This is a genomic window from Nocardioides sp. NPDC087217, from assembly GCF_044744805.1.
In the GTDB taxonomy this organism is placed as follows: domain Bacteria; phylum Actinomycetota; class Actinomycetes; order Propionibacteriales; family Nocardioidaceae; genus Nocardioides.
Map to the genome: position 1 here is coordinate 865,455 of NZ_JBIUZB010000002.1, position 12,353 is coordinate 877,807.

Here is a 12,353-nt window from a genome sequence, read left to right on the forward strand (position 1 = left end):
TGTTCCTCGTTCAGTCCTTGGGGAGCCCGAGCCCGGGTGCCAGCCGGTCGAGGGCGAGTCGGGCGAGCGGCACCTCGACGCCGAGCTCTTCAGCGAGCTCGATCGCGAAGCCGAGATCCTTCTCCCCCAGCGCGACCACGTGGCCGAAGACGCTGTGCCAGAAGTCGTCGGGAGCAATCGGGGCGGTGGTGTCGCGGTAGAGGATCGCGCCCGGTCCGCCGGTGATCGCGTCGGTGTGGCGTACGACCTCACCGAGCGCCACCAGATCGAGCCCGGCCGCCTCGGCGAGCCGCTGGGCCTCGGTGGCGGCGGTGAAGGAGGCGAAGTGGAGCAGGTTGCGGGCCAGCTTGAACCTCGTCCCGGCGCCGACCGGGCCGGCATGGACCACCTTGGAGCCCATCGCGGTCAGGACCGGGCCGGCCGCAGCGTACGCCTCCGGGGTGCCGCCCACGAGGATGGCCAGGGTGCCTTCGGCGGCTCCCATCGGGCCGCCGGAGACGGGGGCGTCGAGCACGTTCACCCCGTGCGGCTCGGCGGTCTCGGCCAGCTCGGCCGGCGTCTCCGGGGCGACGGTCGAGTGCACCAGGACCGTCAGCGGGTCGTGCCCAGGACGGTCACCGACGGACGTGAGCACCTCGGCGAGCACCTCGCGCACCTGGTCGTCTTCGCGCACCATCACGCTGAGTACGTCGACGGCCGAGGCCAGCTCGGCGACCGAGCCCGCCGCCTTCGCACCGGCGGCACCGAGCTCGGCGACGGGCTCCTCGGCGATGTCGTGCACCCACAGCTCGATCCCGTCCGTGCGGGCGAGCTGGAGCGCCATCGGCTTGCCGATGTTGCCGAGGCCGATGAACCCCGCACGTGTCCTGGGCGCCGCGGTCACAGTCGGAACGTCCCGCCGCCGTCGACGGCGATGATCTGGCCGGAGATCCACGCGGAGTCCTCGGAGAGGAGGAACTTCGCGGTTCCGACCATGTCCTCGGTGGTGCCGAGGCGCTTGATCGCCATGCCCTTCGTCATCTCTCGCGCCGCGTCGCCGGCCTGGACTCGCGTCGCCTCGGTGTCGGTCGGCCCCGGCGCGATCGCGTTGACCCGGATGTTCATCCCGCCGAGCTCATGGGCGAGCTGCTGGGTCAGCCCGTTGATGCCGACCTTGGCCAGTCCGTAGAAGCCGGAGTAGAGGTAGGCCGCGGTGGAGGACTGGTTGACGATCGCCCCGCCGCCCCGCTTCTGCATCGCCGGGTAGACGGCGCGGGTCATCACCAGCGCACCGTTGAGGTTCACGCTCATGAACCTCTCGTAGTAGTCCCAGTCGACGGTGATCAGCAGGTCGAAGGCCATGTCGCCGTAGATCGCGGCGTTGTTGACCAGCCCGTCGATCCCGCCGTACGCCTCGGTCGTCTCTTCCACCAGCGCGGCCGCCGACGCGTGGTCGGAGACGTCGCAGCGTACGAACCGGGCGACTCCGCCCGCCGCCTCGATCTCCTTGGCGACCTGCTGCCCCTTCTCCTCGTTCAGGTCGGCGACGACGACGGCGGCCCCCTCGGCGGCCAGCCCCTTCGCGTACGCCTCACCGATCCCCTGCGCCGCCCCGGTGACGACGATGACCTTGTTCTCGAACCTCATCCGTCCGTCCTCTCCCGCGCCGAGTCGGCGCATCCTGACATCAGTCCCTGTCGAGTCGGCGCGTCATGACGAGCCGACTCGGCGTCGGTTTTCGTCAGGATGAGCCGGGTCGGCTTCATGCGGGCTCCGCGATGAGCTTCGTCTCGAGGTACTCCTCGAAGCCTTCGACACCCATCTCCCGGCCGAGGCCGGACTGCTTGTAGCCGCCGAACGGCGCATCGGGGCCGAACCACTGGCCGCCGTTGACGCCGATGGTGCCGGTGCGGATGCGGGCGGCCACCGACTTCGCGCGCTCCAGCGACCCCGACTCCACGGAGCCGGAGAGGCCGTAGGGCGAGTCGTTGGCGATGCGTACGGCATCGTCGTCGCCGTCGTGCGGGATCACCGTGAGCACGGGGCCGAAGATCTCCTCGCGGGCGACGCGGGCAGTGTTGTCGAGGCCTGCGACGACGGTGGGCTGGATCCAGAAGCCGCCGGCGAGGTCGCCGTCCTGGACCCCCACGGCTCCGCCGGTGGCAATGCGGCCACCCTCCTCCTCGGCGAGCGCGAGGTAGCCGAGGATCCGGTCACGCTGGACCGCGGAGATCACCGGTCCGCAGATCGTGCCGGCATCGGCCGGGTCGCCCGCGCCGAGCGACGACATCGTCGCGGCGGCCGCCTCGACGGCCGCTTCGTAGGACTCCCGAGGCACCAGCAGCCGGGTGGTCAGGGCACAGCCCTGACCCGCGTGAACGGCCACCGAGAAGGCCGCCATCGAGGCGGCGGCGGCGATGTCGGCGTCGTCGAGGACGATCGCCGCGGACTTGCCACCGAGCTCGAGGAAGACCTTCTTCAGGCTGGGCGCAGCGGCCGCCATGATCGCTCGCCCGGTGGCCGTCGACCCGGTGAAGGAGACCAGGTCGACCCGCGGGTCCTCGGCCAGCATCGCGGCCACCCGGTTGTCGCGCGGGGTGACGACGTTGAAGACGCCCGGCGGCAGATCGGTGTGCTCGGCCGCCAGCCGGCCCAGCTCCGCGGCCAGCCACGGCGTGTCCGGGGCGGGCTTGAGGATCACCGTGTTGCCCGCCGCGAGCGCCGGGCCGATCTTGGCCAGGTTGATCTGGTTGGGGAAGTTCCACGGTGTGATCGCCGCGACGACCCCGACGGCCTCACGCCGCACGGTCCGCCGCGACGAGATGCCCATCGTGACCCCGATGCCGAGGTCGCGTTCCCACTCGAAGGACTCGGCCAGGTCGATCGTCCACTTCAACGTCTCGACCGGGGTGTCGAACTGCGGCCCGGAGACCAGGAACGCGGGCGCGCCGACCTCGGCGGTGGTCAGTTCACGCAGCGCCTCGGCGTTATCGAGGAGCGCCTGGTGGAGCTGGCGCAGGCACCGGACCCGCAGCGCCACGTCGGTCGACCAGTCGGTCTCGTCGAAGGCCTTGCGGGCGGCGGCGATGGCGGCGTCCATGTCCTGGGCCGTCGAGTCGGGCGCGCGCCCGATCTCCCGCCCCGTGGCGGGGTTGAGAATCGCATAGGTCTCGCCGGATGCGGCCGCGCCGAGCTTGCCGTCGACGAGCTGCTGGGCGGCTGGGTTGGTGGGGTTTCGGGTCGTCACACGGGCTCCTGGGTCACGAAGTTCCCGGCCGCGACGGGCGGCGGCCAGACGGTCGAGGGCAGGTCGGCGAGGCGGTAGTGGCCGGGCTGCTCCATGCCGTTCAGCGACATCCGCTCCAGCAGCCCGGCGGTGGCCTTCTTGGCCTTGACGATGTCGAGGAAGGTGGTCGCGGTGGACCCCAGGTCGAACCAGTCCCGCTGCCAGGCGAACTCCAGCCCGTCGCCGTCGGGCCGCGGTGCGACCCCGAACCAGGAGCCACCGATCCCGAGGATCTCGTACTCCTCGCCGGTCGTGTCGTCGACGATCCCGGCCCGCTGCCGCCAGAAGCCGATCACCATGGCGTTGACGTCGTCGATGACCGTCGCCTGGTAGTCGTAGTGCCAGCCCTCGAGCCCGGCCATCTCGGTCCCGAGCGCCCACTCCCGGATCTGCTCGCGGCCCACGGCCATGAAGTGCTCGTCGGGGGTGTACATCCAGCCGTACGTCGCGTCCTCGGCGTACACGTCGGCGAGCGGCGACCAGTTGCCGTCGGCCTCCGCCTTCCGGTTGAGGTCGAGCCAGTGAGCCCAGAACCTCTCGATCTCGGCGCGGTCCATTCAGTCCTCCAGGGTGAGAGCGAAAGCGGGGCAGTACTTCACGGCCGCACGCGCGGCGGGGAGCTGCTCCTCGGACGGTTCGGTGATGCGTACGACCACCTGGTAGCTGTCGTCGTCGAAGCCGAAGAGCTCCGGGGCCTCGGCGAGACACTCCTGATGCCCCTGGCAGAGCCCGAGGTCGGCTGTCAGCTTCATGCTCTGCCACCACCCACGGGCCGCCGCCGGTAGCGCACACGGCATGGCTGCTGGAGCTGAATCACCATCTTGGTGAAGTCGTCGGCGTACGACTCCAGCGGCTGCGCCGCCTCGAACGAGTAGTCGCGCAGGATGACCGAGAAGATCGCCTTCATCTGCATCATCGCGAACGCGTTGCCGACGCAGCGGTGCTTGCCGGCGCCGAACGGGATCCAGGTCCAGCGGTTCTGCATGTCCTCCTGGCGCGGGTCGATGTAGCGGCTCGGGTCGAAGGAGTCCGCCTTCGGGAAGTCGGCCTCGATCCGGTTGGAGACCCGTGGCGACGCGGCGAGCAGGGTGCCGGCCGGGATGGTCTCGCCGAGCAGCTCGAAGTCCTCGCGCACCAGCCGCATCAGGATGATCAGCGGAGGGTGCAGCCGCAGCGTCTCCTTCAGCGCCGCCTCGAGCACCGGGATGGAGCGCAGCGCTTGGAAGGACACCTCGCTGCCGTCCGCGTAGAGCTCGTCCAACTCGCCGACGACGTCGGCCATCACCGACGGGTTCCGCAGCAGCTCGATCATCGCCCACGACGCGGTGCCGGAGGAGGTGTGGTGGCCGGCGAACATCATCGAGATGAAGACGCCGGTGATGGTGTCCGTGTCCATGTCGATCGAGATGAGCACGTCGAGGAGGTCGCGCTCCTCGCGAGCGACCTTGCCCCGCGCGACCCGCTTGTCGATGATCGCCTGGACCAGCGCGACGAGCTTGTCGCGGGCGGCATCGCGCATCCGGAAGCTCTCGATGTCGGCGTAGGCGTCGACGTACGCGATCGCGTCCGTGCCGTGCTCCAGCTCGTGATAGTGCTGGGCGAAGGACGAGTCGAGCTCCTCACGGAACGGCTTCCCGACCAGGCACGCCGAGGTGGTGTAGATGGTCAGCTCGGCGAAGAAGTCGAGCAGGTCGATCTCTCCCTCCTCGCCCCAGCCGGCAATCATCCGGCGGATCTCGGCCTCGATCGTCTGCGCGTGTCCGCGCATCATGTCGCCGCGCAGCGCCTGGTTCTTCAGCATCTGCTGTCGCTCCTCCGGAGAGGCGTCGAAGACGACGCCCTTGCCGAAGATCGGCGTCATGAACGGGTACGCCGCCGCCTGGTCGAGCACGTCGTCGGGCGCTCGGAAGAACGCCTCGTTGGCCTCGGCACCGGTGACCAGGACGACGTCCTTGTCGGCGAGGCGAAAGCGCCCGAGGTCACCGCACTCCTCGCGGACACGGGAGAACAGCGAGATCGGGTCGACCCGCATCTCGGGCAGGTGCCCGGTGCCGCGGATGATCTCGGGGACGCTCGGGTCCTGGTCGTCCAGGACGGTGGAGACGGTGGGGATCGTCATCGTGCCTCCTGCACAGGGGCTTCGGGGTTGACGTCGATGGTGCTGATGTGGACCCCGCGCTTGGCGGTCACGACCGACGTGATCGCGTCGGCCAGCGCCCGGGCCTTGAGGAAGTGCGGATGGCGGGCGAGGCCCCACCTGACCCACTGCTCCAGCACGAACCCGCCGAGCTCGGCGGGCCACTCGTTGCCGATGTCGGAGTGGGTGGGACCGGGTCGCACGATCGAGGCCCGGACCCCGGTGCCCTCGAGCTCCATCTGGAGCGCGTTGACCATGCCTTCCAGACCCCACTTGGAGGCTGCGTACGCTCCCATGAACGGTCGCGGCTTGAGCGCCACGTCGGAGGAGAGGAAGACCAGGTCGCCGCGCCGCCGCTCGATCATCCCGGGCCCGAAGGCGCGCAGGATCCGGTGGGCGCCGAGCAGATTGATGTCGACCTGGCCGCCGAAGGTCTCCGTGGAGACGTCGACGGTCGCGCCCGGATGGGTGACGCCGGCGTTGCTGACCACGACCTCGATCTCGCCCAGGTCGGCGACCGCCTTCGCGGCGAACTCGGCGACCGACTCGTCCGAGGTCACATCCAGCGGGTGGGCGACCGCCTCTCCCCCGTAGGCCCGGATCGCGGCCGCGATCTCCTCGACCCGGTCGAGCCGCCGGGCGCCGAGCGCGACCGGGAAACCGGCGGTCGCCAGCGCCTTCGCGGTCTCCGCGCCGATCCCGGAGGAGGCGCCGGTGATCACGGCCGGACGGCGGTCGGGCTGTGCGTACTTCATGCGTCCTCCAGGAATGCTGACCGAGGTAGCTCGGCGAATGCGTACTGACCTCGCGGAACTCCACGAAGTCGGTGGCTGCCGACCGAGTTACCTCGATGAGCATCCGCCCCGCTCATCGCGCCCTCCAGGTGAAGGTGACAGGCAGCTCGGCGAACCCGCGCACGCTGGTCGAATGGACCCGGACCGCGCGCTCGCGATGGACCTCGAACCCGGACGTACGCCGCACGAGCTCCGCCAGCACGACCCGGGCCTCGAGCCGGGCCAGGTTGGCGCCGAGGCAGAAGTGCCGGCCGACGCCGAAGCTCATGATCCGGCCGAGCTCGTCGGACGGGCGATGGATGTCGAAGACGTCCGGGGCGGTGAAGACGCGCTCGTCGCGGTTGGCCGAGCCCAGCAGGACGAGCAGCTTCGACCCGGCCGGGACGACCTGGCCGTGGAGCTCGACGTCCTCGGCGACGTAGCGCGCCAGCATCTGGCTGGAGGTGTCGTGCCGCAGGGTCTCCTCGATCCACGAGCCCACCGGCGCGGTGTCCTCGGGTTCGGCGAAGACCTCGGCGAGCTGTGAGGGGTGGGCGCCGAGGTGGAAGAGCGCGTTGCCGAGCAGCTTGGTGGTGGTCTCGTTGCCGGCCACGACCATCAGGAACAGGAACGCGATCACCTCGTGGTCGAGCAGCCGGTCGCCGTCGACCTCGGCCTCGACGAGTGCCGAGGTGAGGTCATCGCTGGGCTGCTTGCGCCGCTGCGCGACCATCTCGGCGTAGTAGCCGATCAGCTCGAGCGCGGCCGTCATCCCGGCCTCCGGCACGTCGCGTACGCCGTCCTCCCGGTGCACCACCAGGTCGGCCAGGCGGCGCACCTCGTCGCGGTCGGCGACGGGGACGCCCATCATCTCCGAGATGACGTCCATCGGGAGCTTGCCGGCGAGCTCCGCGATCCAGTCCGCCTCGCCGGTCTCGGCGCAGGTCGCGATCAGCGCGTCGAGGTAGTGGTCGGCGAGCGCCTGGATCTGCGGGGTGAGCTCGCGTACGCGGCGCGGCGTGAAGCCGGCCGAGACCAGCTTGCGCAGCCGGGTCTGCTCCTTGCCGTCCAGGGCCAGGAAGGACATCACCCGGTGGGCGTCGGCGTTCCAGGCGCTGGCGTCGAGCGAGACCCCCATCCGGTTGGAGAAGGTGACGTCGTTCTTCACCGCGGCGTGGACGTCGGCATGCCGGGAGAGCGCCCAGAAGTCGTCGGAGGCGTTGTAGTAGAGCGGCGCCTCGTCCCGCAGCCGGGCATAGACCGGGTAGGGGTCCTCGTGGAAGTCGTAGTCGTAGGGGTCGAAGATCTCGGTCGTCGCGCTGGTCATCTCACTCTTTCCCGACGATCACGGCGACGACCGGGGCGAGCCGGTCGGCCATCTCGTCGTAGGTCATCAGGCCCATGCCCGCCTGCAGCAGCGCGCCGGAGAAGGCGAGCAGCAGGGCTTCCCGCTCCGCCTCGACAGCACCGTCGCCGAGCGCCGCCTCGAACCGGGCGGCGAACTCGGCTCCGATCCGCAGCCGCAGCCGCTCGACATCGGCATCGCTGCCCAGCAGCGCCGGCGTGACCGCCGCGGCGAGCGCAGGCTCCTCAGCGATCCGGGTCGTCAGGCTGCGTACGGCCGCCTGCACCCGCTCCGCGCGGGACCCGGTCTCCTCGACCGCCGGCGCCTCGGCCAGGTGGCGCCAGAAGAGCTCGGCGAAGAGATGGTTCTTGGAGGCGAGGTAGGTGTAGGCCGTGGCCGGGGAGACCCCGGCCCGGGCGGCGACCGAACGGACGGTGAGTGCCTCGTGCCCGACCTCGCGCAGCTCCGCCAGACCTGCCGCGAATACTCGCTCGACCGTCTCCGTCTGGCGGGTGCTCGTTGCGCTGGACACGTGTCCAGATTAGAACACGTTCTCGTTTCGGGCAAGGGGTGAAGGCGACCGAATCGGGGTACCGCACCAACATGTCGAGAACAGACGTGCTGGGCGAGGAGCTCCAGCGACAACGCGACGTCCTCAAGCTGGTCGGTGCGACCTTGAAGGCCGCCGAGATCCCGTTCGCACTCGCCGGCGGGTACGCGGTGTGGACCCGAGGCGGGCCGGAGAGCACCCACGACGTGGACTTCGTACTCCCCGAGGAGTGCGTCGAGGACGCCGTGCGCGCACTGGTCCTGAACGGGATGGATCCGGTCGGCGCCCCGGAGGACTGGCTGGTGAAGGTCGGGCGCGACACCGTGGTCGTCGACCTGATCCACCGACTCCCGACCGGCCCCGTCGACGACGAGCTGCTGGCTCGGTGCACCGACCTGCCGGTCGACTCCGTCACCATGCCCGTGATGTCCGGGACCGACCTGCTCATCTCGCGGATGCTCGCCCTGAGCGAGCACGCCTGCGACCTCTCCCCGATTCTCGGCGCCGCCCGCGCCCTGCGCGAGCAGATCGACTGGCGGCTGGTGCGACAGGAGGCGAAGCGGAGCCCCTTCGCACAGACCGCGATCTGTCTGCTCGACGCGCTCGCCATCATGGAAGGAAGCAGTATGGGAGGCGACGATGGCTGACCCGATTCGCGTGGCAGCAGTCGGTGACGTACATCTGGCCGACGACCTGCGCGGCCGCTACGCGCCGCTGCTCACCGACATCTCCGAGGAGGCCGATGCGCTGCTGGTCGCCGGAGACCTCACCCAGCACGGGACGGTCGAGGAGGCGGAGGCGTTCGCCGACGAGTTCGACGCCGCCGACGTACCGGTCCTCGTCGTGCTCGGCAACCACGACTACCACTCCGGCGCCGAGCGCGACATCGTCCACCTGCTGCAGGACCGCGGGGTGACCGTCCTCGAGGGCACCTCGACCACCGTCGAGACCGATGCCGGCCGCCTCGGCGTCGCCGGCATCAAGGGCTTCTGCCTCGGCTTCGTCGGCCGGTGCGCGGCCGACTTCGGCGAACCCGAGATGAAGGCCTTCACCGGGCATGGCATCGAGACCGCCAGCCTGCTGCGTCAGGCACTCGACGACCTCGCCACCGAGGAGCCGGACGTCACGGTCGCGTTGTCACACTTCGCCCCCGTCGACGACACGCTGATCGGCGAGCCGAAGGAGATCTGGCCGTTCCTCGGCAACTACCGGCTCGGCGAGGCGATCGACGAGACGGGAGTGGACCTGGCGCTCCACGGCCACGCCCACGCCGGACGCGAGAAGGGTCTCACCCCGGCCGGGGTGCCCGTACGAAACGTCGCCCAGCCCGTCATCCAGGCAGCGTTCCGTGTCTACGACGTCGTCCCCAGGAGGTCGGCATGAACGAGCAGCAGACGCGAGATCTCGAGCGCGCGATCGCGACCGACCCGCGCACCCACGAGCTGGGCATCCGGCTCCAGGTACGCGGTGACCACCTCGTCGCCTCCGGCGAGGTGGCCTCCGAGGAGCGCCGCGCGACGGTCCTCGAGGTCATCAGGGAGCACGACCCCGGGATCGACATCGTCGACTACATCGTGCTCAGCGCCGAGCCCGGGCCGGGCGGACCGCAGCACGAGCAGATAGACCCACCACGAAGGAGCTGATCTTCGATGAACGGCACCATCGTCGCGGTCGTGATCGGGGTGATCCTGTTCTGGAGCGTCCTGACCCTCATCGCCGCGCTCCTCGACCGGCGCCGCGGCCGCCAGATCGAGGACGACCTGACCGAGATGGAGCGCACGTACCATCTCGACGGCAGCGACCGGTACGGGAGCTTCGACCAGCGAGCCCCCGGAGCCCACCGAGCGCGCTGAGCCCGCTCAGGCCCCGGGCGGAAGCCTGGTGAAGTCGGGCTCGCGGCCCTCGGCGAAGGCGACGAGCGCCTCGATGTTGGCGGGCCCGCCGAGCAGCTCGGCGAACTTGGCATTCTCGAGCTCCCGGGCGGCCTCGATCCCGGAGCGCAGCGACGCGGTCATCGTCTCCTTGACCGCGACCAGGCTGCTGATCGGCCTCGCGGCGAGCGTGGCGGCGTGGCCCCAGGCGACCTTGAGGAGCTCCTCGGGCTCGGTGACCCGCCAGACGAGCCCCATCTCGTGGGCCTCCTCGGCGCTGCACCACTCCCCCGACATCAGCATCCAGGCGGCGTTCTGGCGTCCGATCAGCCGCGGGAACAGGAAGCTGGAGGCCGCCTCCGGCGCGACCCCGAGCGTGGTGAACGGTGTCTTGAACCTAGCCTTCGTCGAGGCGAGGACAAGGTCGGCGAAGCCCAGGAGCGTCACGCCGATGCCCAGACCCAGTCCGTTGACGGCGACGACCAGCGGCTTGGAGAACGCCGCCAGGGAATCGACCAGCCCGATGAACCCGTGGGCGGCGCTCTCGTCGCCACCCGAGGCGGTCTCCTTCATCTCGACGAGATCGGTGCCCGCCGAGAAAGCACGGCCGTTCCCGGTCAGCAGCACGACGGCCACCTCCGGGTCCTCGTCGGCCTCGCGCAGCGCCTCGGCCAGGGCGACGTAGAGCGCCTGGCTGAACGCATTGAGCTGGTCGGGACGGTTGAGGGTGAGCGTACGGACGCGGGCGCGGTCCTGGCTCAGCAGCAGGTCGGACATGCGGGGGTCTCCTATCGACCCAGGATCAGGTCGGCGGCACGCTCACCGATCATGATCGAGGGCGCGTTGGTGTTGCCGCCGGTGATCGAGGGCATCACGCTCGCGTCGGCGACGCGCAGGCCGTCGATGCCCAGCACCCGCAGAGACGGGTCGACCACCGCGCGCTCGTCCGACCCCATCCGGCAGGTGCCGACGCCGTGGTAGACGCTGTGCACGATGTTGGGCAGCAGCTCGCGGGTCGCCTCCGGGGTGGCGTACGACGGGCCGGGCGAGATCTCGCCCTGGTTGTCGCCGAGACCCACCATCATCTCGCGCACCTTCGCGATCCCGTCGAGGAGCACCTCGGCGTCCTTGCCCGACTTCAGGTACGCCGGGTCGAGCAGCGGGTGCGCGAGCGGGTCGGCGCTGGCCAGGCGTACGGTGCCCCGGCTCTCGGGGTAGATCAGCGTCGGCAGGATGCACAGGCCGGGCTTGCTCGTCGGCGGCCGGATGGCCTTCTCGCCGTCCTGGTTCGGGAACGGGTAGACCCAGTAGAGGACGTGCAGCTGCAGGTCGGGGACCTGACCGGCCAGGGCGCTGCGTACGAAGCCGAAGGCCTCGAACTGCGAGCCGGCCGCCCAGCCCTTGCGGGTGAGCCGCGACTTCGCGAACCCGGCGGCGAAGTAGGCGGGCGTGGGCCGCCGCAGCGCCGAGTCCATCCGGAACGAGACCGGCACGAAGAGGTGGTCGTGGAAGTTGTCGCCGACCGGGAGGTCCGCGTGGACCTGGATGCCGTGGTCGCGGAGGTGGTCGGAATGACCGATTCCGGAGAGCATCAGCAGGTGCGGCGAGCCGTAGACGCCGGCGGCCACGATGACCTCGCGCGAGGCTTTGATGGTCTGCTTGTCGCCGTCGGCGCCGACCACCTCGACACCGGTCGCGCGCGAGCCCTCGATGCGTACGCGAGTGACCTGCGCCTTGGTCAGGACCAGCAGGTTGTCCAGCGGGTCTTCGCGCAGGTAGGCCTTCGACGCGGAGTATCTGCGTCCCTCGGACGCAGAAAGCTGGACGACGCCGACGCCCTCCTGCTCCTTGCCGTTGTAGTCGTCGAGCGCGCTGACCCCGAGCCGCTTGGGCGCCTCGTCGAGCCAGGTCTGCGCGGCCGGGGTGAGGTCCTTCTGGTAGCGCACCTTGACCGGCCCACCCTGGCCGCGGAACTCGTCCGCTCCGCCCTCGAAGTCCTCCATCCGCTTGAACGCCGGCAGCACGTCGTCGTAGGACCATCCGGTCGCGCCGTCGGCCGCCCAGTCGTCGAAGTTCTGGCGGTTGCCGCGCACCCAGAGCATGCCGTTGATCGAGGACGAGCCGCCCAGCACCTTGCCGCGGGTCATCGGGATGACCCGGTCGAGGGCGGCGCTCTGCGGGACCGACTTGTAGCCCCAGTCGACCAGCTTCTTCAGCTGTGGCGTGGAGAGCATCGCGGCGACCGCGCCGGGGAGCTCGAGGAGGTTCTTGATCCCGAAGGCGGTGTCCTTGGTGCCCGCCTCGATCACGATCACGCTGGCACCGCTCTCGGCCAGCCTGCGGGCGGTGGCGCAGCCCGCACTCCCGGCGCCTACGACGATGTAGTCGGCTTCCATGTTCACTTCTCTCTCC

Annotated in this window: 15 protein-coding genes; 4 read left to right on the top strand and 11 right to left on the bottom strand. The window is 70.2% G+C overall.

Annotated elements, in window-relative coordinates; all coding sequences use genetic code 11:
- Positions 1–10: 10 nt before the first annotated feature.
- The 9 genes from ACIO3S_RS11560 to ACIO3S_RS11600 all read right to left on the bottom strand — a co-directional run bounded on the left by ACIO3S_RS11560 (position 11) and on the right by ACIO3S_RS11600 (position 8,052).
- Positions 11–883 (bottom strand): NAD(P)-dependent oxidoreductase, encoded by an 873-nt coding sequence (locus tag ACIO3S_RS11560; RefSeq protein WP_400463211.1) that lies wholly within the window; start codon positions 881–883, stop codon positions 11–13.
- Positions 880–1,626 carry an SDR family oxidoreductase gene (locus ACIO3S_RS11565; RefSeq protein WP_400463214.1) on the bottom strand — a complete coding sequence of 249 codons (747 nt, stop codon included), beginning with the start codon at positions 1,624–1,626 and terminating at the stop codon, positions 880–882. Before ACIO3S_RS11565 ends, ACIO3S_RS11560 begins: the two co-directional genes overlap by 4 nt.
- Positions 1,627–1,741: 115 nt before the next feature.
- Complete coding sequence (locus ACIO3S_RS11570; protein ID WP_400463217.1) at positions 1,742–3,226, bottom strand: aldehyde dehydrogenase; 1,485 nt, start codon at positions 3,224–3,226, stop codon at positions 1,742–1,744.
- Complete coding sequence (locus ACIO3S_RS11575) at positions 3,223–3,822, bottom strand: hypothetical protein (RefSeq protein WP_400463220.1); 600 nt, start codon at positions 3,820–3,822, stop codon at positions 3,223–3,225. Before ACIO3S_RS11575 ends, ACIO3S_RS11570 begins: the two co-directional genes overlap by 4 nt.
- On the bottom strand, positions 3,823–4,017 hold the full coding sequence (locus ACIO3S_RS11580; RefSeq protein ID WP_400463222.1) for a ferredoxin: 195 nt from the start codon (positions 4,015–4,017) through the stop codon (positions 3,823–3,825).
- Entirely contained in the window at positions 4,014–5,384 is a 1,371-nt protein-coding gene (locus ACIO3S_RS11585) for a cytochrome P450 (protein WP_400463225.1), read from the bottom strand. The genes ACIO3S_RS11580 and ACIO3S_RS11585 overlap by 4 nt, the downstream gene beginning before the upstream one ends.
- Positions 5,381–6,157 (bottom strand): SDR family oxidoreductase, encoded by a 777-nt coding sequence (locus tag ACIO3S_RS11590; protein ID WP_400463228.1) that lies wholly within the window; start codon positions 6,155–6,157, stop codon positions 5,381–5,383. The genes ACIO3S_RS11585 and ACIO3S_RS11590 overlap by 4 nt, the downstream gene beginning before the upstream one ends.
- A gap of 112 nt (positions 6,158–6,269) precedes the next feature.
- Positions 6,270–7,502, bottom strand: a complete 1,233-nt coding sequence (locus ACIO3S_RS11595) for a cytochrome P450 (RefSeq protein ID WP_400463231.1) — start codon at positions 7,500–7,502, stop codon at positions 6,270–6,272.
- Position 7,503: 1 nt separating this feature from the next.
- Positions 7,504–8,052, bottom strand: coding sequence for a TetR/AcrR family transcriptional regulator (locus ACIO3S_RS11600; protein ID WP_400463234.1), 549 nt, complete (start codon positions 8,050–8,052; stop codon positions 7,504–7,506).
- A gap of 71 nt (positions 8,053–8,123) precedes the next feature.
- Here ACIO3S_RS11600 and ACIO3S_RS11605 point away from each other — a divergent pair, with 71 nt between their 5' ends.
- The 4 genes from ACIO3S_RS11605 to ACIO3S_RS11620 are packed head-to-tail and all read left to right on the top strand — an operon-like array spanning position 8,124 to position 9,923.
- Positions 8,124–8,717 (top strand): hypothetical protein, encoded by a 594-nt coding sequence (locus ACIO3S_RS11605; protein WP_400463237.1) that lies wholly within the window; start codon positions 8,124–8,126, stop codon positions 8,715–8,717.
- On the top strand, positions 8,710–9,453 hold the full coding sequence (locus tag ACIO3S_RS11610; protein WP_400463240.1) for a metallophosphoesterase: 744 nt from the start codon (positions 8,710–8,712) through the stop codon (positions 9,451–9,453). The genes ACIO3S_RS11605 and ACIO3S_RS11610 overlap by 8 nt, the downstream gene beginning before the upstream one ends.
- Positions 9,450–9,713: a hypothetical protein gene (locus tag ACIO3S_RS11615; protein WP_400463243.1), complete on the top strand. Its 264-nt coding sequence runs from the start codon at positions 9,450–9,452 to the stop codon at positions 9,711–9,713. Before ACIO3S_RS11610 ends, ACIO3S_RS11615 begins: the two co-directional genes overlap by 4 nt.
- A 6-nt stretch (positions 9,714–9,719) precedes the next feature.
- Positions 9,720–9,923 carry a hypothetical protein gene (locus tag ACIO3S_RS11620; protein ID WP_400463246.1) on the top strand — a complete coding sequence of 68 codons (204 nt, stop codon included), beginning with the start codon at positions 9,720–9,722 and terminating at the stop codon, positions 9,921–9,923.
- A 6-nt stretch (positions 9,924–9,929) separates the two neighbouring features.
- On the opposite strand, the gene ACIO3S_RS11625 is transcribed toward ACIO3S_RS11620, so the two are convergent.
- Positions 9,930–10,718 carry an enoyl-CoA hydratase-related protein gene (locus ACIO3S_RS11625; RefSeq protein ID WP_400463248.1) on the bottom strand — a complete coding sequence of 263 codons (789 nt, stop codon included), beginning with the start codon at positions 10,716–10,718 and terminating at the stop codon, positions 9,930–9,932.
- An 11-nt stretch (positions 10,719–10,729) separates the two neighbouring features.
- Complete coding sequence (locus ACIO3S_RS11630; RefSeq protein ID WP_400463251.1) at positions 10,730–12,337, bottom strand: GMC family oxidoreductase; 1,608 nt, start codon at positions 12,335–12,337, stop codon at positions 10,730–10,732.
- Between the last annotated feature and the right edge of the window lie 16 nt (positions 12,338–12,353).